Source organism: Mesorhizobium sp. M2E.F.Ca.ET.219.01.1.1, from assembly GCF_004016445.2.
GTDB lineage: Bacteria > Pseudomonadota > Alphaproteobacteria > Rhizobiales > Rhizobiaceae > Mesorhizobium.
The window spans coordinates 2,035,862-2,053,071 of sequence record NZ_SADT02000001.1; the positions used below are offsets into that span (position 1 = coordinate 2,035,862).

At 64.1% G+C, this 17,210-nt stretch carries 19 protein-coding genes and 1 pseudogene; 14 read left to right on the forward strand and 6 right to left on the reverse strand.

Annotation, left to right across the window (positions count from 1 at the left end; translation table 11 throughout):
- The first annotated feature begins 36 nt into the window (after positions 1-36).
- Positions 37-435, forward strand: a complete 399-nt coding sequence (locus EN862_RS09655) for a DUF2306 domain-containing protein (RefSeq protein ID WP_127863850.1) — start codon at positions 37-39, stop codon at positions 433-435.
- Positions 436-454: 19 nt separating this feature from the next.
- Positions 455-880, forward strand: coding sequence for an OsmC family protein (locus EN862_RS09660; RefSeq protein ID WP_127863851.1), 426 nt, complete (start codon positions 455-457; stop codon positions 878-880).
- A 17-nt stretch (positions 881-897) separates the two neighbouring features.
- On the opposite strand, the gene EN862_RS09665 is transcribed toward EN862_RS09660, so the two are convergent.
- Together EN862_RS09665 and EN862_RS09670 are read right to left on the reverse strand one after the other, a co-directional pair.
- Positions 898-1,527 carry a MarC family protein gene (locus EN862_RS09665; RefSeq protein WP_127863852.1) on the reverse strand — a complete coding sequence of 210 codons (630 nt, stop codon included), beginning with the start codon at positions 1,525-1,527 and terminating at the stop codon, positions 898-900.
- A 529-nt stretch (positions 1,528-2,056) separates the two neighbouring features.
- On the reverse strand, positions 2,057-2,590 hold the full coding sequence (locus EN862_RS09670) for a hypothetical protein (RefSeq protein ID WP_127863853.1): 534 nt from the start codon (positions 2,588-2,590) through the stop codon (positions 2,057-2,059).
- A gap of 85 nt (positions 2,591-2,675) precedes the next feature.
- On the opposite strand from EN862_RS09670, the gene EN862_RS09675 reads away from it, so the two are divergent.
- Complete coding sequence (locus EN862_RS09675; protein ID WP_127863854.1) at positions 2,676-3,506, forward strand: AraC family transcriptional regulator; 831 nt, start codon at positions 2,676-2,678, stop codon at positions 3,504-3,506.
- 9 nt (positions 3,507-3,515) lie between these two features.
- Here the strand turns inward: EN862_RS09675 and EN862_RS09680 are convergent, their stop codons facing one another.
- Positions 3,516-4,139 carry a ParB-like protein gene (locus tag EN862_RS09680; protein ID WP_127863855.1) on the reverse strand — a complete coding sequence of 208 codons (624 nt, stop codon included), beginning with the start codon at positions 4,137-4,139 and terminating at the stop codon, positions 3,516-3,518.
- Complete coding sequence (locus EN862_RS09685) at positions 4,136-5,869, reverse strand: SulP family inorganic anion transporter (RefSeq protein WP_245519533.1); 1,734 nt, start codon at positions 5,867-5,869, stop codon at positions 4,136-4,138. The genes EN862_RS09680 and EN862_RS09685 overlap by 4 nt, the downstream gene beginning before the upstream one ends.
- Positions 5,870-6,055: 186 nt before the next feature.
- On the opposite strand from EN862_RS09685, the gene gyrA reads away from it, so the two are divergent.
- Entirely contained in the window at positions 6,056-8,842 is a 2,787-nt protein-coding gene (gyrA, locus tag EN862_RS09690; RefSeq protein ID WP_127863856.1) for a DNA gyrase subunit A, read from the forward strand.
- 51 nt (positions 8,843-8,893) lie between these two features.
- Here gyrA and EN862_RS09695 read toward each other — a convergent pair whose 3' ends face one another.
- Positions 8,894-9,046, reverse strand: a complete 153-nt coding sequence (locus EN862_RS09695; protein WP_095765297.1) for a hypothetical protein — start codon at positions 9,044-9,046, stop codon at positions 8,894-8,896.
- A gap of 194 nt (positions 9,047-9,240) precedes the next feature.
- Between EN862_RS09695 and coaD the strand changes: the two genes are divergently transcribed.
- The 9 genes and pseudogenes from coaD to EN862_RS09740 all read left to right on the forward strand — a co-directional run bounded on the left by coaD (position 9,241) and on the right by EN862_RS09740 (position 16,221).
- On the forward strand, positions 9,241-9,741 hold the full coding sequence (gene coaD / locus EN862_RS09700; RefSeq protein ID WP_127863857.1) for a pantetheine-phosphate adenylyltransferase: 501 nt from the start codon (positions 9,241-9,243) through the stop codon (positions 9,739-9,741).
- A 126-nt stretch (positions 9,742-9,867) separates the two neighbouring features.
- Positions 9,868-10,365, forward strand: a complete 498-nt coding sequence (locus EN862_RS09705; RefSeq protein WP_245519550.1) for a peptidylprolyl isomerase — start codon at positions 9,868-9,870, stop codon at positions 10,363-10,365.
- A gap of 30 nt (positions 10,366-10,395) precedes the next feature.
- Positions 10,396-10,908, forward strand: a complete 513-nt coding sequence (locus EN862_RS09710; RefSeq protein ID WP_127863859.1) for a peptidylprolyl isomerase — start codon at positions 10,396-10,398, stop codon at positions 10,906-10,908.
- A 10-nt stretch (positions 10,909-10,918) separates the two neighbouring features.
- The gene (locus EN862_RS09715; RefSeq protein WP_127863860.1) at positions 10,919-11,365 is read left to right on the forward strand and encodes a DMT family transporter; all 447 of its coding nucleotides are present in this window, start codon (positions 10,919-10,921) and stop codon (positions 11,363-11,365) included.
- The gene (queA, locus tag EN862_RS09720) at positions 11,365-12,453 is read left to right on the forward strand and encodes a tRNA preQ1(34) S-adenosylmethionine ribosyltransferase-isomerase QueA (protein WP_127863861.1); all 1,089 of its coding nucleotides are present in this window, start codon (positions 11,365-11,367) and stop codon (positions 12,451-12,453) included. The genes EN862_RS09715 and queA overlap by 1 nt, the downstream gene beginning before the upstream one ends.
- Complete coding sequence (locus EN862_RS09725; RefSeq protein WP_127863862.1) at positions 12,443-12,712, forward strand: hypothetical protein; 270 nt, start codon at positions 12,443-12,445, stop codon at positions 12,710-12,712. Before queA ends, EN862_RS09725 begins: the two co-directional genes overlap by 11 nt.
- Positions 12,705-13,835: a tRNA guanosine(34) transglycosylase Tgt gene (tgt, locus tag EN862_RS09730; RefSeq protein ID WP_127863863.1), complete on the forward strand. Its 1,131-nt coding sequence runs from the start codon at positions 12,705-12,707 to the stop codon at positions 13,833-13,835. The genes EN862_RS09725 and tgt overlap by 8 nt, the downstream gene beginning before the upstream one ends.
- Positions 13,836-13,978: 143 nt before the next feature.
- Positions 13,979-14,625: pseudogene (locus EN862_RS09735) on the forward strand (SDR family NAD(P)-dependent oxidoreductase).
- A gap of 222 nt (positions 14,626-14,847) precedes the next feature.
- The gene (locus tag EN862_RS09740) at positions 14,848-16,221 is read left to right on the forward strand and encodes a hypothetical protein (RefSeq protein WP_127863864.1); all 1,374 of its coding nucleotides are present in this window, start codon (positions 14,848-14,850) and stop codon (positions 16,219-16,221) included.
- 48 nt (positions 16,222-16,269) lie between these two features.
- Here the strand turns inward: EN862_RS09740 and EN862_RS09745 are convergent, their stop codons facing one another.
- A complete protein-coding gene (locus EN862_RS09745; RefSeq protein WP_127863865.1) occupies positions 16,270-16,689 on the reverse strand; it encodes a DUF4864 domain-containing protein in 420 nt (139 codons plus the stop codon).
- A 210-nt stretch (positions 16,690-16,899) separates the two neighbouring features.
- On the opposite strand from EN862_RS09745, the gene EN862_RS09750 reads away from it, so the two are divergent.
- Positions 16,900-17,136, forward strand: a complete 237-nt coding sequence (locus tag EN862_RS09750; RefSeq protein WP_059185676.1) for an Lrp/AsnC ligand binding domain-containing protein — start codon at positions 16,900-16,902, stop codon at positions 17,134-17,136.
- The last annotated feature ends 74 nt before the right edge of the window (positions 17,137-17,210 follow it).

Here is a 17,210-nt window from a genome sequence, read left to right on the forward strand (position 1 = left end):
GCGTCTCTCGACATGATCGTTTAGGGGGAAGGCGCGATGTCGCTCGGACCGCTTCTGTCGGCGCCTCCTCCCATTCCATGGCATGCCTTCGCGGCCTTCGCCGCATTAGCCATCGGCGGCGCCCAGCTGGCGCTGCCGAAAGGCAATGTGCGTCACCGCGTGCTGGGCTATGCCTGGGTGGCGCTGATGCTGGTCATCGCCATATCGAGCTTCTGGATCCAGCAGATACGGCTCGTCGGTCCGTTCAGCCCGATCCATCTGTTGTCGATCCTGGTGCTGGTCACCGTGCCGCTGGCGGTCTGGCATGCGCGCAACCACCGTGTGGCGAAGCACCGCAAGGTGATGATCTCGCTCTATTTCTTCGCTTTGATCGGCGCGGGCGTCTTCACGCTGCTGCCGGGGCGAATTATGCACGCCGTGGTGCTCGGCCAGTAACCCCGTAAGGAAGATCATCGTGAAAGCACGCGTCAAATGGGTTGAGGAACGCACTTTTGTCGGCGAGTCCGGCACCGGCCATAAGGTCGTGCTTGGCACCGCGCATGGGCCGGATGGCAAGACGCCTGGACCGAGTCCGATGGAACTGGTGCTGATCGGCACCGGCGGCTGCTCGGCCTATGATGTCGTGCACATCCTCGAGAAAGGCCGCGAGGCGATCGAGGATTGTGTCGTGGAACTCGACGCCGATCGGGCCGAGACCGACCCGAAAGTGTTCACCCGCATCCACATGCATTTCATCGTCAAGGGCAGAGCCCTGTCGCACGACAAGGTGAAACGGGCGATCAACCTCTCGATCGAGAAATATTGCTCGGCTAGCGCCATGATGGCCAAGACCGCGACGCTTACGCATGATTTCGAAGTGATCGAGACGGGGGCCAAGTAAGGCAGTAGGGGTGTCGCTCAAGCGGCCATCAGCGCTCTGACGCCGTCCGCCACGAATTGCACGGCGAGCGCCGCCAGGATCACGCCCAGCAGCCTGGTCAGGATCGAGCGGCCGGTCTGGCCGAGGATGCGGTCGATGCGTTCCGACAGCACGAACACAAGATAGGTGATGACGAGGCAGAGGAAGATGATGCCGACCAGGGCTGCCTGGGCGGCAAAGCCGTCAAAATGCCCCGATAAGAGCACGGTTGCCGAGATGGCGCCGGGGCCGGCGATCAGTGGGATCGCCAGCGGGAAGGCGGCGATGTTGTGGATCATGTCCTTGGTGATGGCGACGTCGCCGATCTTCTCCTTGCGGTCCTGGCGGCGCTCGAACACCATTTCGAAGGCGATGAAGAACAGGAGAAAACCGCCGGCGACGCGGAAGGCCGGCAGCGTGATGCCGAACACCGACAGGATCGAGGCGCCGGCGATCGCAAACAGCGCCATGACCAGGAAGCCGATCACCGAGGCGCGAACCGAGACCTGCTGGCGCTCCTCGCGGTTCATGCCGCGCGTGACGGCGAGGAAGAGCGGCGCCAGTCCCGGCGGGTCGATGGTCACCAGGATGGTGACGAAGGCGTTGAACAGGCTGTCGAAACTCGGCATCGCTGGTCCCCTCCCGCCAGGCGAAGCCCAGCCTCTGCAATTGGTAGAGCAAAGCCCGGGCGCTGGAAACAGCCGGGAGGGGAAATGGGTGCGCGAAGCTGTGAAAGCAGGCGGGACAGCGCCCTCCTCGCCGTCGCCAAAGCTGCCAATCTGCCCCAAAGTGGCTACGCTATGCACATCTTTCGTGACTGGCGTGACTGATCAGGCCGAGGCTTGATTGCCGCGTGGTTCCCCCAATCCGTCGCTGCTTCGCAGCGCCACCTTTCCCCCCTCCGGAGGGAAAGGAAGGGAGCGTTGCTGGACGAGCGTTGATGGCAAAAAAAGCTTGGCGCCTTTCCTCTACCCCGTCGATCGGGGGAGAGGTGGCTCGGCGAAGCCGAGACGGAGTGGGGGTCGACCAGCGCGGCAGAAGAAATGCATGCGCCAAGCTGCCATGCACGCCATCACCAAAGTGTGCATGCCCTAGCCGCAAGTGGGGGAGATGCCCGGCAGGGCAGGGGGGGCGCGAAGGATCGCGGCTTTTCGATCGCTATCGAGCTTCATTCACGCGCCGCGCCAGAAACTCGACCTCCATGCGCCAGGTCGCGCCGCCGTCGTGGGAGCGCTCGCCGAGCCAGCGGAACGAGTTTTCGGTGATGCGTGCAAAGCTCCAGCGCACCGACGCGCCGGTGCCGTCGGCACCGACCTGGACGATCGTGTCGCCCTCGGCGCGGCCGAGCTGCCGGCTGTAGTATTGGTTGCGCGGGTCGCTCCAGAAGATGTGCCAGGCGTCGGCGCCGGGGTCGTAGACGCGCAATGTCGTGCCGTAGAAGGTCCACGGCCCGAGCGAGTTTTGGGCACCGGCGTCGCGCGCGGGCAGGATCCATACGTCCTGTACCGCCCTGCCTTCCAGGACCCAGCCGAAATGCACCTCGCCGCGGCCCGTCAGTCTGGTCCCGTCATCCAGGATGCGTGTGGCATCGAACGTCCAGGCGCCGATGAAGCGGCCGTAGAGCTTCAGCTTTTCGGCGAGATCCGGATTGGGGCTACCGCTGTGCAGGGCTTCGGCAAAAGAATCGATCATGGCTGCTGCCTCGTTTGTCAGGAGAGGGCGAGCAGTAACGGCATTGCGGGGTTCTGCGCTTGGGAAAAATTGCTATCTTTCGGTGATGGCGACGACTGATAAAACCGTTGCTTCGGGACCTGGTTGGCAGGTGTCCGACGTGATCTGTACCGCCGCCGCCGGCGACAGGCCGTTCGAGGAGGAGCATCGCGCCTTCTGCGTCGCCGCGGTGACCAATGGCACGTTCCGCTATCGCACGAGCCAGGGTACCGCGATGCTGGCGCCAGGCGCCATCCTGCTTGGAAATCCTGGCGCCTGCTATGAATGCGGGCATGAGCACGGCGCCGGCGACCGCTGCCTTTCCTTCCATTTTTCACCGGCCTATCTAGAGCGCGTCGTGGCCGAACTGCCGGGCGCGAAGCGCCTGGGCTTCGCCGATCCGCGCCTGCCGCCTTTGCCGTCGCTGACTCCGGTGCTGGCAGAGGCGGAGGCTGCGCGGGAAAGGGGCGACAACGAGGCGTTCGAGGAACTCGGCCTGCGCATTGCCGGCGCGGTGGTCGCGGCTGCCGCCGGTCCTTCCGGAACGGCACGGGCACCCAGCCGCCGCGACCAGAAACGGGTTGCCGAAGCGGTGCGGCTGATCGAGCTCAACGCCGAACGGCCGCTCTCGCTGGCCGAGCTCGCCGACGGCACGGCGACCAGCCCGTATCATTTCCTGCGCATTTTCCGGCAGGTTGCCGGCATGACGCCCTATCAGTTCCTGCTGAAGATCAGGCTGCACCGCGCCGCGGTGCGCCTGGCTAGCTCGGACGCGTCGGTCTCGACGATCGCTTTCGATGCAGGCTTCAACGACCTGTCGACCTTCAATCGCCGGTTCCGGCGCCAGATGGGGGAGACGCCGGGCAGTTACAGAGCCAAGCTGACCGGCGCCCGGTAGGTTTTGCCTTCAATCGTCGGTCGGACCGCACCATCCGGGCAGGTAATCCGCATCCTTGCCCTTGGCCAGAATCAGCGCCTGCTTCATCGCCTTGTCGAAGTTCTTGGCAACCGCATCCTGGTCGATGCGCCGGCGCAAAAAATCAGCCCAGATGAATTCGCTGAACGGCGTCGTGTCCTTGGCGAAGCCGCCCTGACGGCGCAGTTCGCCCGCCATGCTCCGGTAAGGATCGTCGACCAGCTCGCCAATGGTCTTTGGAATGGCCGAGTAATCGCGGCGCCGGCCGTTCTCGTCGAACGGGTGCATCCAGCCGCGATTGTCGAGCACGAAGAAAAACGCGTCCTTGTCGAGCGCGGAGAGGTCGCTGATCACGGTCACGAGCACGTCCTTGACGCCTTCCTCGAGCAGGGCGCGGGCGAGATGATGGTGATCGGTGACGTAGTAGCGGTTTTTCGGACCGAGCACCACCGGCACCATGTGCCTGCCCACAAAGACGCCGGTCTTCCTCTTGGCGTCCTGCGCCCGGATCATCTGGCGCTTCAACGCAACTTCCCTCATGCCGACCGTGATCTGCGTCGGCCTTAGGTCCTCGACGGGGACCGGAGTGACGATGGGCTCTCGGGGGTCGATCATGGCGCGCTATCCTGTTCTTGCTGCTGCGGTTTCCCCGGACCAAGTGTTTTGATCGCCGCGTCGACGCTGTGGAATATCCGCTCTGTGCCGACGATTTCAGCGATGCCGAACCGCTTGAGCGCCGCCTGGGCGCGCAGCGATTCCATGCGCGCGATAGCAAAGACCGCGCCTTTGTCGCGACAATGGCGGATGGTGTCGATCAGCGCCTGGGCGGCGGTGTAGTCGATCTCGACGATGTTGCTGGCCTCCAGCACCACCAGCTTCACGTCGTCTCTCCTGGCGTCGATCAGGTCGGCGAGGCCGCGCTTGAAACGGTCGGCGTTGACGAAGGAAAGCGGCGCCTGGAACGCCGCCACCAGCACGCCAGGATGCTGTTCACCCGGGCTGGAACTGCTCGGCGGCCACCAGACCGAGGTGCCCGGCACCTGCGCCAGCTCGATCGGCTCGGTGCGCGTCGAGCCCCAGATGCCGTGCAGCAGCGACAGGCCGATGCCGATCGCGACGCCGGTTTCGATCGGCAGGACGACGATCGCGATCATGGTGATCAGGATCAGCGCGAACTCGACCGGCGCCTGGCGCCAGACCTTGGCGAAGACCTGCCAGCGCAGGATGTGCTGGGCCACGAACATCAGCACGCCGGCAAGCGCAGCCTGCGGCACATTGGCAAGCAGGCTGCCGCCGAAAGCGCCGAGCGCAAGCACGATGGCCGCCGCGATCAGGCCCGAAAGCTGCGAGCGGCCGCCTGTCTGGGCAACGATGGCCGTGCGCGGCGGGCTGGCGTTGACGGCAAAGGCGCCGAACAGGCCGGCCAGGATGCTGCCCGCGCCGACGCCGACGAAATCGCGGTTGACGTCGGGCGCTTCGCCATCCCGCGGCGGGAAGGAGCGGCTGGTGGCCGCCGTCTGCACCATGACGACGATGGCGATCAGCAATGCCAGCGGGATAAGGGCCTGCGCGTCGTGGAAGTCGGCGGTCGGCATGCCGGGGACCGGCAAGCCGTTCGGCAAGGCGCCGAGCACCTCGACGCCCCTGCTCTTCAAGTCGAAGGCGACAAAGCCAAGCGTCGCCAGGACCATGCCGATCAACGCCGCCGGGATCCGCGCGCTGACCTGTCCGGCGGCGAAGACGATGGCGAAGACGCCGAGGCCGATTGCCAGGCTCCAGGGATTGGTGAGGTGGAGATTGGCGGCGATCTCGCCAGCGCGCCGCACCGTCTCGCCGCTTTCGGCCGGCAGGCCGAGCAAGGAGGGCAGTTGCGAGACGATGATATGGACGGAAATGCCGGCGAGGAAACCGGTCGTGACCGGCACGGACAGGAGATCGGCAATCCAGCCGAGACGGAAAATGCCGCTGAGCGCCACCAGCAGCCCCACCATCAGCGCCAGCATGGCAGCCAGCGCCAGGTAATGCGGCGAGCCGGCGGTGGCGATCAGCGCCAGGCCGCCGGCGAACAGAGGCGTGATCGTCGAATCCGCGCCCGCCGACAACTGGCGGTTGGCGCCGAGCAGCGCGAAGGCGACCGAGCCGGCGACGAAAGTGAAAAAGCCGATCTCCGGCGCGAAACCGCCGAGGCGCGCCGTCGCCATCTGTTCGGGAATGGCGATCGCCGCGAGCGTGATGCCTGCCGCTAGGTCGCCGTTGAGGTCTTTTGTCGTCCAGCCGCTCAAGGCGCGCAGGGGCAACCAGGAGTTCGCCGCGACTGCCGCGCCCATCTCAGGGTGACGATCCATTGCCGGCCTATGCCCCTTCAACCGCGACTTCGGGGCGAAATGCACTGTGGCCATATCGTCGCAATCTGCGGTATCCATTTGAAATTACCATCAAAATTGTCTCTGGAAAAGTCCGGCCGACATTGGAGTTTCGGCGAGGCTTCCTATATAAGCATGCAGTGATTCCCGACTGGATTGTGACCTGATTTGACCGACCAGAAGACACCGCGCGGGCCGGACGGCGGCCCCACCGGCATCGAGCCGATTTCGATCATCGAGGAGATGCAGCGCTCCTATCTCGATTACGCCATGAGCGTGATCGTCAGCCGCGCGCTGCCCGATGTGCGCGACGGCCTGAAGCCGGTGCACCGGCGCATCCTCTACGCTATGCAAGAGGGCGGTTACCACTGGAACCGCAAGCATGTGAAATCGTCGCGCATCGTCGGCGACGTGATGGGTAAATACCATCCGCATGGCGACGCCTCGATCTATGACGCTTTGGTGCGCATGGCGCAGGATTGGTCGCTGCGCGTGCCGCTGATCGACGGGCAGGGCAATTTCGGCTCCATCGACGCCGACCCGCCCGCGGCCATGCGCTACACCGAGTCGCGGCTCACCAAGGTCGCGCATGAGCTCCTGGAGGATATCGACAAGGAAACGGTCGATTTTCAGGACAATTACGACGGCGCCGAACAAGAGCCGAAGGTATTGCCCGCGCGCTTCCCGAACCTTCTGGTCAACGGTTCCGGCGGCATCGCCGTCGGCATGGCCACCAACATTCCGCCGCACAACCTGAGCGAAGTCTGCAACGGCGCCATCGCCCTCATCGACAACCCGGCCATCGATCTGCCGGCGCTGATGGAGATCGTGCCCGGCCCCGATTTTCCGACCGGCGGCATCGTGCTTGGCCGCTCCGGCATCTACAGCGCCTATTCCACCGGCCGCGGCTCGATCGTCATGCGCGGCCGCGTCGAGATCGAAAGGCGCGGCAACGACCGTGAATCCATCGTCGTCACCGAGATTCCCTATCAGGTGAACAAGGCGGCGATGATCGAGAAGATGGCCGAGCTGGTGCGCGAAAAGCGCATCGACGGCATTTCCGACATCCGCGACGAGAGCGACCGCCAGGGCTACAGGGTCGTCATCGAGCTGAAGCGCGAGGCCGTCGCCGACGTCATCCTCAACCAGCTTTACCGCTTCACGCCGCTGCAGACGTCGTTCGGCGCCAACATGGTGGCGCTGAACGGCGGCAAGCCGGAAGTGATGACGCTGATCGACATGCTGAAAGCCTTTGTCGGCTTCCGCGAGGAGGTGATCAGCCGCCGCACCAAATACCTGCTGCGCAAGGCGCGCGAGCGGGCGCATGTGCTGGTCGGCCTGGCGATCGCCGTCGCCAACATCGACGAGGTGATCAAGCTCATCCGCACCGCGCCCGATCCGCAGACGGCGCGCGAGCAGTTGATGGAGCGGCGCTGGCCGTCGCATGACGTCGCTCCGCTGATCAAGCTGATCGACGACCCGCGCCACCGCATCAACGAGGACGGCACCTACAATCTCTCCGAGGAACAGGCTCGCGCCATCCTCGATCTGCGCCTGCAGCGCCTGACCGCGCTCGGCCGCGACGAGATCGCCGACGAGTTGAACAAGATCGGCGCTGAGATCGTTGATTTCCTTGATATTTTGTCGTCTCGCGCACGCATCCAGCAGATCGTCAAGGACGAGCTGATCGCGGTCCGCGACGAGTTCGGCACGCCGCGCCGCACCGAGCTCTCCGAGGGCGGAGCGGATATGGAAGACGAGGACCTGATCCAGCGCGAGGACATGGTCGTCACCGTCAGCCATTCCGGCTACATCAAGCGCGTGCCGCTGTCGCTCTACCGGGCGCAGCGCCGCGGCGGCAAGGGCCGCTCCGGCATGTCGACCAAAGAAGAGGATTTCGTCACAAGGCTGTTCGTGGCCAACACGCACACGCCGGTGCTGTTCTTCTCCTCGCGCGGCATCGTCTACAAGGAAAAGGTCTGGCGGCTGCCGATCGGCAACCCGCAATCGCGCGGCAAGGCGCTGATCAACATGCTGCCGCTCGAGCAGGGCGAGCGCATCACCACGATCATGCCGCTGCCCGAGGACGAGAGCAGCTGGGGCGAGCTCGACGTGATGTTCGCCACCACGCGCGGCACCGTGCGCCGCAACAAACTGTCCGACTTCGTCCAGGTCAACCGCAACGGCAAGATCGCCATGAAGCTGGAGGAAGAGGGCGACGAGATCCTCGGCGTCGAGACCTGCACCGACAATGACGACGTGCTGCTCACGGCGAATTCCGGCCAGTGCATCCGTTTCCCGGTCTCCGACGTGCGCGTCTTCCAGAGCCGCAATTCCGTCGGCGTGCGCGGCATAAGCATGGCCGAGACCGACCGCATCATCTCGATGTCGATCATCGAGAATGTCGATGCGTCACCCGCAGAGCGCGCCGCCTATCTGAAGCGTGCGGCGGCCGAGCGCCGGCTTGCCGCCGGCGGAGCGGGCGAGGAAGAGGAGATCGCGCTCACCAATGAGGAGGTCGGCGAGGAAGCCGAGCTTTCCGACGAGCGTTACGAGTTCCTCAAGGCGCATGAGCAGCTCGTGCTGACGGTAACGGAATACGGCTACGGCAAGCGCTCGTCGTCCTATGATTTCCGCCTGACGGGTCGCGGCGGCAAGGGCATCCGCGCCACCGACGTGTCGAAGACGGCCGAGATCGGCCGCCTGGTCGCGACCTTCCCCGTCGGCAATGACGATCAGATCATGCTGGTTTCGGACGGCGGCACGGTGATCCGGGTGCCGGTCAACGGCATACGCTTCGCCAGCCGCGCCACCAAGGGCGTGACGATCTTCAACACGGCCGAAGGCGAAAAGGTTGTCTCGGTGGAGCGGATTTCGGAGCCGCAGTCGGACGAAGAGGCGGAAGACGTGGCTTCGAACGAGGCCGGTGCGGACGATACGGGCGGGAGCGAATAGGATCTCGTCCGGCTCAACCGGCCCGTTGGGCCGGTTCGGTCATGATGGGGATCAGTGGCGGCGGTAGACGTTGCGGTGGGCGAAACCATCGAGGCGCTTGGTGTTGGCCTTGACGCGCACCCGCGCCGCTTCCTGATGCAACCCGAATGCGGTCGCGATGAGCATCACGATGGTCATTGCTGTGGCAAGCATGTAGATCAGCATTTGCGTGTTCTCCTGCGCTTACAACGGATCAAATGGTGATTTGGTTTCACCTCTTGAAGCGGCAACCTAGTGAACGCTGCGTGAAACGTTCGTGATCGTCGCATTCATCTGTCGTTCATGTCCGCGAAATGGTTCACGGATGCCCGCAATTAATCGGATTTGCCTTCCGTACGCCCGCCCGCTAGAAGCCTGCCATGACCGAACGCACCGCCCTTTACGCTGGCTCCTTCGACCCGCTGACCAACGGCCATCTCGATGTGCTGAAAGCCTCGCTGGCGGTGGCCGACACCGTCTATGCTGCAATCGGCATCCATCCAGGCAAGAAGCCGTTGTTTTCCTTCGAGGAACGCGTGCAACTGATCGAGGCCGCGACCAAGGCCGAATTCGGCAAGGATAGCGGTCGCATCAAGGTCGTTTCCTTCGATGGGCTGGTCATCGACGCGGCCCGCAAGCACGGCGCCTCGATCATCATCCGGGGACTGCGCGACGGCACCGACCTCGATTACGAGATGCAGATGGCCGGCATGAACGAGACGATGGCGCCGGAACTGCAGACGGTTTTTCTCCCCGCCAGCCCGTCGGTGCGCACCATTACCGCCACACTCGTGCGCCAGATTGCCTCGATGGGCGGCGACATCCGTCCATTCGTGCCGGCGGCTGTTGCCGGCGCGCTTACCGCCAAGTTCACCAAATAGGCTTTCCCGGAGATCCCCATGCAGCTGAAGAAGCTTGCTTCGTTCCTCGTCGTGCTTGCCGGCCTTTTTGCGGCATCCCTTTTCTCGGTATCTGGGCCGGCCGTTGCCGCCGACAAGGAAAACGCCATGATCATCACGCTCAAGGATGGCGACGTGACCATCGCGCTGCGCCCCGATCTGGCGCCCAAGCATGTCGCGCAGATCAAGAAGCTGGTGCGCGACGGCGCCTATGATAATGTCGCCTTCCACCGCGTCATCGACGGCTTCATGGCGCAGACGGGCGACGTCAAGTTTGGCAACATGAAGAAGGGCTTTAACGCCGAAGCCGTCGGCACCGGCGGTTCCGACCTGCCCGACCTGCCGGCCGAGTTCTCGCAGAGCGAGCAGTTCACCCGCGGCGTGGTCGGCATGGCTCGTTCGCAGGACCCGAATTCAGCCAACTCGCAATTCTTCATCATGTTCGCGCCAGCGCCGAACCTCGACGGCCAGTACACGATCGTCGGCAAGGTGGTTGGCGGCATGGACCTCGTCGACAAGATCAAGAAGGGCGACGAGGCCAACAACGGCACGGTCGCCGACCCCGACCGCATGATCAAGGTTCGCATCGCCGCCGACCGCAAATAAACCCCTCAATTTTCAAAAAGGATTTCTGACATGGCTGAGATCAAGGACCGCGAGAACGCGCTCATCATGGAAACGACCAAGGGCCAGGTCGTCATCGAAATGTACCCCGAATTGGCCCCCGGCCACGTCGCCCGCATCAAGGAGCTTGCGCGTGAGGGCGCCTATGACGGCGTGGTGTTCCACCGCGTCATCGACGGCTTCATGGCGCAGACCGGCGACGTCAAGTTCGGCAATTCGAGCAAGCCCACCTACGCGCCGTCGCGCGCGGGCATGGGCGGCTCCGACAAGCCGGACCTCAAGGCCGAGTTCTCCAACGCCAATCACGGCCGCGGCGCTTGCTCTATGGCTCGGGCCCAGAACCCGAACTCGGCGAATTCGCAGTTCTTCATCTGTTTCGACGCCGCCGCCTTCCTCAACCGCCAGTACACGGTGTGGGGCCAGGTCATCGAAGGCATGGAGAATGTCGACAAGATCAAGCGCGGCGAGCCGGTGCAGGATCCCGACAAGATCGTGTCGCTGAAGGTCGCGGCCGACGTCAAGTAAAGGCGGAACGATGGGCGCAGTCTGGTCCCTGCTTGGCATCCTGTCCGGCGCCTTCATCGCCGTCCAGGCGCCTATCAATTCGCAGCTGGCGCGCGGCCTCGGCCTCCCGGTCGCGGCGGCGGCGTTCTCCTTCCTGTCGGGCGCTATCGTGCTTGGCATCATTGCCTTCGCGGTGGTGAGGCTGCAGGGCATCTCGCTCGACTGGAAGGCGCCGGCGCCCTGGCTGTTCATCGCCGGCGGCATGCTCGGCGGCTTCTATGTCACGCTCTCCACCATTCTCACGCCGCGCATTGGCGCCGCGGCTCTCATGGCCTTCCTGGTCGCCGGGCAGTTGCTCGCCGGCATGCTGATCGACCGCGTCGGCTTCCTTGGCGTCGCGGTGCGCGAAATTTCGCTCGGCCGTGTCGCCGGCGCGGTAATGCTGCTCGCCGGGGCGCTGCTCATCCGGCTTTTCTGATGCGCGTCGACCTGTTCGACTTCGACCTGCCGGAGGAGCGCATAGCGCTTCGCCCGGCGGAGCCGCGCGACAGCGCCAGGCTGCTGGTCGTCAAACCGGGCGAAACGCTGCAGGATCGCGTCGTCCGCGACCTGCCGTCGGTGCTTCGCGAAGGCGACGTGCTGGTGTTCAACGACACCAAGGTCATTCCGGCGCAGCTCAAAGGCGTGCGCAAGCGCGGCGAGGCCGTGGCGCAGGTCGAGGCGACGCTGCATATGCGCGTGGCGCCGGATCGCTGGCAGGCCTTCATGCGGCCGGGCAAGCGCATCGCCGCTGGCGACCGCATCCATTTCGGCCATGACGGCAATTCCTGCTTCCTCGGCCAGCTCGACGCGACGGTGATCGAAAAGGGCGAGGCGGGCGAGGCGCTGCTCGGCTTCGACCTCTCCGGGCCGTTCCTCGACGAGGCGCTGCATGCCGTCGGCCATATCCCGCTGCCGCCTTATATCGCCTCGAAGCGCGACGACGACGAGCGCGACCGCGCCGACTACCAGACCATTTACGCCAGAGAAGAAGGCGCCGTCGCGGCTCCCACCGCCGGGCTGCATTTCACGCCGGAGCTGTTTGCCGCGCTCGACGCCAAAGGCATCGAACGCCGCTTCGTCACGCTCCATGTCGGCGCCGGCACCTTCCTGCCAGTCAAAGCCGACGACACGGCCGATCACAAGATGCATGCTGAGACCGGCTCGGTAGATGCCGAGACAGCGGCGGCGCTCAACGCGGCCAAGGAGCGGGGAGGGCGGATCGTCTGCGTCGGCACGACGTCGCTGCGGCTTCTGGAGAGCGCGGCGCGTGACGACGGCAGGATCGAGCCCTGGTCCGGACCGACCGACATCTTCATCACGCCCGGCTACCAGTTCCGCACCGCCGACATGCTGATGACCAATTTCCATCTGCCGCGCTCGACGCTTTTCATGCTGGTCTCGGCCTTCAGCGGGCTGGAGACGATGCGTGCGGCCTATGTGCATGCCATCGAGAACCGCTACAGGTTCTACTCCTATGGCGACGCCAGCCTGCTTTACCGAGCGGAGACGAGCGATGGACGATGATCTCGACGGCATGGACCGCGACACGCTGATCGCGGAAGTGAGGAAGCTGCGCGCCGGCATCCGGGCGCATCGCGATACGACCGGGCATGATCTGTGCTGGCATCATCCCGATCTATGGGACCTTTTGCCGGAAAAGACCGAGCCTGCGATCGCTGTGCCGCCCTGGCCGAAATTCATGCGCGGCTGCATCCGCTACCGGCAGTCGCTCGACGAGCAGGCGCCCGATGCGCCGGTGCACGACAAGGAATTCAATGGCTGAAACTTTTTCCTTCAAGGTGCTTGCCAGCGACGGCAAGGCCAGGCGCGGCCTTGTCTCGATGCCGCGCGGCGAGATCCGCACGCCGGCCTTCATGCCGGTCGGCACAGGCGGCACCGTCAAGGCCATGTATATGGATCAAGTGCGCGGCGTCGGTGCCGACATCATCCTCGGCAACACCTATCATCTGATGCTGCGGCCCGGCGCCGAGCGCGTGGCCAGGCTCGGCGGATTGCACGAGTTCGCGCGCTGGCCGCATCCGATCCTGACCGACAGCGGCGGCTTCCAGGTCATGTCGCTGTCGAAGCTCAGGAAGCTGACCGAACAGGGCGTCACCTTCCGCTCGCATATCGACGGCGCGCCTTACGAAATGTCGCCGGAGCGGTCGATCGAGATCCAGGGACTGCTCGATTCCGACATCCAGATGCAGCTCGACGAGTGCACGGCACTCCCGGCCAAGCCCAAGGAGATCGAGCGAGCCATGGAATTGTCGCTGCGCTGGGCCGAGCGCTGCAAGATTGCGTTCGGTGATCAGCCGGGCAAGGCGATGTTCGGCATCGTCCAGGGCGGCGACAGCGCGCCGATGCGCGTGCGTTCGGCTCAGGCGCTGAAGGCGATGGATCTGAAAGGCTATGCCGTCGGCGGGCTGGCTGTCGGCGAGCCGCAGCAAGTGATGCTGGAGATGCTCGACATCACCTGTCCGGAACTGCCGGCCGACAAGCCGCGCTACCTGATGGGCGTCGGCACGCCGGACGATATCTTGAAATCGGTGGCGCGCGGCATCGACATGTTCGACTGCGTGATGCCGACGCGCGCCGGCCGCCATGGCCTCGCCTATACGCGCCGCGGCAAAGTCAATCTCAGGAATGCCCGCCATGCCGACGATCCGCGGCCGCTCGACGAGGAAAGCGACTGCCCGGCCGCGCGCGATTACTCGCGCGCCTACCTGCACCACCTCGTGCGTTCGCAGGAATCGCTTGGCGCCATGCTGCTGACCTGGAACAACCTGTCCTATTATCAGAAGCTGATGCAGGACATCCGGGTGGCCATCGAGGCGCAGGCTTTTGAAGCGCGCGCCGCCGAGATCGCCGAAGGCTGGGCGAGGGGCGACATTCCGGCGATCTAGCCGCTGGTCCCGCCGATTGACGGACGTTCTGCCTGGGAGCAGAGTCCTGTCTTGAGGGATCAGCCATGGCTGTGACGTTCGATTTCGCCGGCAAGACGGCGATCGTGACCGGCGGATCGAGGGGCATCGGCAAGGCCGTAGCCATGCAACTGGCGCGATCCGGATGTGACGTCTGGATATGGGATGCCGATCCAGCGCCACTCGACGGAACCCGCAGCCAGACAGTCGATGTAACCAAGGCAGGCGATATCGGAAATGCGCTGAGCGAAGTGATCGCCGAGAGCGGCCGGGTCGATATTCTCGTCAACAATGCCGGCTATCTCGGCCCGTATCGCAGCTTCGAGGGTTTCGAGCCGGCCGAGTGGCAGCGCATCATCGGGATCAATCTCATCGGGACGTTCGAGGTCACACATCAGGTTTTGCCGTTCATGCGCAAGACCGGCAGCGGCCGCATCGTCAATATGGGGTCGCTGGCCGGCAAGGAGGGATTGCCTAACCTTGCGGCCTATTCGGCGGCGAGCGCAGGTATCATCGCTTTTACCAAAGCCTTGTCCGTGAAGTCAGTGACACCGATATCCGCGTCAATTGCGTCGCGCCGGGGCCGATCGATACCGAGCTTATCAGGCGACTTGGCAATCAAGTCGTCAGCGACATGATCGGCGCAAGTCCGCTCAAGCGCCTTGGCGCCGTCGACGAGGTCGCGGCGCTGGTGCTCTGGCTTTGCTCGGATGCCGTCAGCTTCAACACGGGCGCGGTATTCGACATGTCCGGCGGCAGGGCTCGCTACTGAACACCGGTTTATGTGCTGAGGCCGAGGTCCCCAAGCCTCTGCTTGAGGCACGTGCGAACTATTTTGAAACGACTGCGAATATAAAGATTGCCGGGGTGATCTCAGGCAAAGGCGCAGACCTTGCTCGTCTCGGAACAAGCCTCGGTGTCAGGCGAGGCGCAGACAAATCGCGCTAGCGGCTCTCGCGAGTCTGCTGCCGCCGTTCAGCAATGGACGGGAGCGGTGTTGCCGGCCGTCGCGGTCATCGGGCTCGCCGGCCTCGCCCTGCGGGTGCTCGGCGCGCGTGGCGACCTCTGGCTAGATGAGATCTGGAGCCTGGTGCAGCTTGAGCCGCTCACCTCGATCGACCAGATATTCTGGCGCATAAATCATGACAACAACCATTTCCTCAATTCGATCTATCTCTACCTTGTCGGCGCCGATGCCTCGCCATTGCTCCAGCGCGGACTGTCGATAGCGCTGGGTGTCGGTGCCGTCTTTGCCGCGGGAGCGGCTGCTCGAGGCCGGTGGGCAGCTGTCGCCACAAGCCTGCTGTTCGCCATCAGCTATCCGATGGTTCACTATGGCTCGGAAGCGAGAGGCTATGCCGGCCTGGTGTTGTTCACGCTTCTTGCCGTCATGTTCCTGGAGCGCCGGCTCGACGGAAGAGGTTCGGGCGTCGCGTTCGGGGCGATCGTCCTCCTCGGCTTTCTGTCCCATCTCATCATGGTGGAAACCGTGGCTGTCCTGGTTGCCTGGGCCGCCTGGATCGTCTGGCGGCGCACCGGCAGCCTCGGGCGGGTCAATGTGGAACTCGGTCAGATCTTCGCGCCAGCCTTCCTGGCCGTGCTGCCGCTTGCCGCCTGCATGCTGATTGGCTCGCTGCTGTTCGGCTTCAGGATCGGTGGCGTCCTGCCATTCTCGCTTCACGCCTTCGGGCAGGGCTATGGCGGAATGATCCGCTACCTGTTTGACGTGCTGGATTGGATCGGCGACTGGGTATCCATCGTTGCCGCCTGCGGGCTCGTCTGCGTCTGCGCCGCCACCTGGCGCGATCGGCGAGCCAGCCTCTATGTCATTGGGATCGTCGGATTGCCCGTTATCATGGCGATGGCACGACCGCCCAATGCCGAATTCCCGCGCTACTTCCTCGTTCCCGCAACATTGATGCTGCTGTGGGCGGGCGAGCTGCTTGGGCGTGGTTTCGCCGCCGGAGGCAGGTACCGTCTGTTCGCGGCGGCCGCAATGGCGGCAATCCTCGCCGGCACGACAACGCTTCTGCTGCCATTCTACGAATATGGGCGGGGGTCCTACGCCGCGATGGTCGACAAAATGACGCGTGACGGCGCAGCCGACTACGCTACCAACCAGGAATTCCGGACCGTCATGACCGTCGATTATTTTGCCAAACGGCTCGGGCGTCAGGCCTCGTTTGTCGCCATGGACAAGATATGTGACGAACATCCGTCCTGGCTGATCCTCGAGGGGTCCATCGACCGGCAGCCGCAATATGTCGACGCCGCGCCGGCCTGCAGATCGGCCTATGAGCGTGTCGATGCTTCGACGAGCTGGGGTCTTTCAGGCCTGGCCTGGACGCTGTATCAGCGCCGGGATTGAGTGCGAGGCCAGCCAAATTCCGGACGTCGCACGCGGTCCCGGAATTGCTCAGGTGCTGACCGAAGTCGAGGCGCGCAGGCTGCAGCCGGTGATCTTGAAACTGCCATCCGCCTGCTGCTCAAGCGTATAGACCGCCTCGTACTCCTTGCCGTCCGGTCCGACGATCAGCACCTGCTGGACGATCGAGCCAGGCCCTGTCTCCTCAACCTTGCCGAAGGAATAGGATTGGGGCTTTCGCACCGGCGCATAGCCGTTCGTCACCATGTTCATGAAGGTGTCGACGGTCGGAAAGATCTGCTTCACGTTCGGCGCGGCGAAACTATAGGCGGCGGTGCCGTCATCGGCGATGAAGGCCTTCAATTGGCTGTCGATAACCGTCTGCGCGGCCTTGACCTCCGCATCGCCGGCGAAGGCAAGCGTGGTCATCAACATCGGAACAAGAGCTATTGCGAACAAAGCGCGGCGCATGGCCTGCCTCCCGGAATTCGCTTGGCGAACGACTCTAACATACGCGTAGCGGCGTGGCGTGGTTTCACCGACCCGCGAAGATTTCGCCTATTTCGCCGCCGGAGGCGGAACCGGGTGCTCTTTGAGCCGCGCGGCGCGTGAAGCTTGAAAGCCGGGCGGCAGTCTGCCACAAGGGCCGCTCATTCATGATGCAGGCGGCAGGACCGGGCAATGAAGGCATTTTTCGTGCAGATTAAATGCGATCTGGGCAAGGCCTATGAGGTCGCCAGCGCGCTTGCCGACGCCGAGATCGCGTCCGAAATCTACTCGACCGCCGGCAATTATGACCTGCTCGCCAAATTCTACGTCGACGACGAGGAGGATATCGGCCACTTCGTCAATGAGCGGGTGCAGATCCTGCCCGGAATCAAAGACACCTTCACCATCGTGACCTTCCGGGCGTTCTGACCGGCCTGGCGATGCCCCGCTGGCAAGCAGGGGCTGACCCGACCTTGCCGCCTGTGCCTTAAATTTAGGCAATT

What these genes read in the sequence shown, in the direction of transcription:
- EN862_RS09715 (WP_127863860.1), top strand. Translation starts at nt 10,919, where the DNA reads ATGGGCGCAGTCTGGTCCCTGCTTGGCATCCTGTCCGGCGCCTTCATC.
- coaD (WP_127863857.1), top strand. Translation starts at nt 9,241, where the DNA reads ATGACCGAACGCACCGCCCTTTACGCTGGCTCCTTCGACCCGCTGACC.
- EN862_RS09705 (WP_245519550.1), top strand. Translation starts at nt 9,868, where the DNA reads ATGATCATCACGCTCAAGGATGGCGACGTGACCATCGCGCTGCGCCCC.
- queA (WP_127863861.1), top strand. Translation starts at nt 11,365, where the DNA reads ATGCGCGTCGACCTGTTCGACTTCGACCTGCCGGAGGAGCGCATAGCG.
- EN862_RS09670 (WP_127863853.1), bottom strand. Translation starts at nt 2,590, where the DNA reads ATGATCGATTCTTTTGCCGAAGCCCTGCACAGCGGTAGCCCCAATCCG.
- EN862_RS09745 (WP_127863865.1), bottom strand. Translation starts at nt 16,689, where the DNA reads ATGCGCCGCGCTTTGTTCGCAATAGCTCTTGTTCCGATGTTGATGACC.
- EN862_RS09665 (WP_127863852.1), bottom strand. Translation starts at nt 1,527, where the DNA reads ATGCCGAGTTTCGACAGCCTGTTCAACGCCTTCGTCACCATCCTGGTG.
- EN862_RS09710 (WP_127863859.1), top strand. Translation starts at nt 10,396, where the DNA reads ATGGCTGAGATCAAGGACCGCGAGAACGCGCTCATCATGGAAACGACC.
- EN862_RS09725 (WP_127863862.1), top strand. Translation starts at nt 12,443, where the DNA reads ATGGACGATGATCTCGACGGCATGGACCGCGACACGCTGATCGCGGAA.
- EN862_RS09695 (WP_095765297.1), bottom strand. Translation starts at nt 9,046, where the DNA reads ATGCTGATCTACATGCTTGCCACAGCAATGACCATCGTGATGCTCATC.
- EN862_RS09655 (WP_127863850.1), top strand. Translation starts at nt 37, where the DNA reads ATGTCGCTCGGACCGCTTCTGTCGGCGCCTCCTCCCATTCCATGGCAT.
- EN862_RS09675 (WP_127863854.1), top strand. Translation starts at nt 2,676, where the DNA reads ATGGCGACGACTGATAAAACCGTTGCTTCGGGACCTGGTTGGCAGGTG.
- EN862_RS09685 (WP_245519533.1), bottom strand. Translation starts at nt 5,869, where the DNA reads ATGGATCGTCACCCTGAGATGGGCGCGGCAGTCGCGGCGAACTCCTGG.
- tgt (WP_127863863.1), top strand. Translation starts at nt 12,705, where the DNA reads ATGGCTGAAACTTTTTCCTTCAAGGTGCTTGCCAGCGACGGCAAGGCC.
- EN862_RS09680 (WP_127863855.1), bottom strand. Translation starts at nt 4,139, where the DNA reads ATGATCGACCCCCGAGAGCCCATCGTCACTCCGGTCCCCGTCGAGGAC.
- EN862_RS09750 (WP_059185676.1), top strand. Translation starts at nt 16,900, where the DNA reads ATGAAGGCATTTTTCGTGCAGATTAAATGCGATCTGGGCAAGGCCTAT.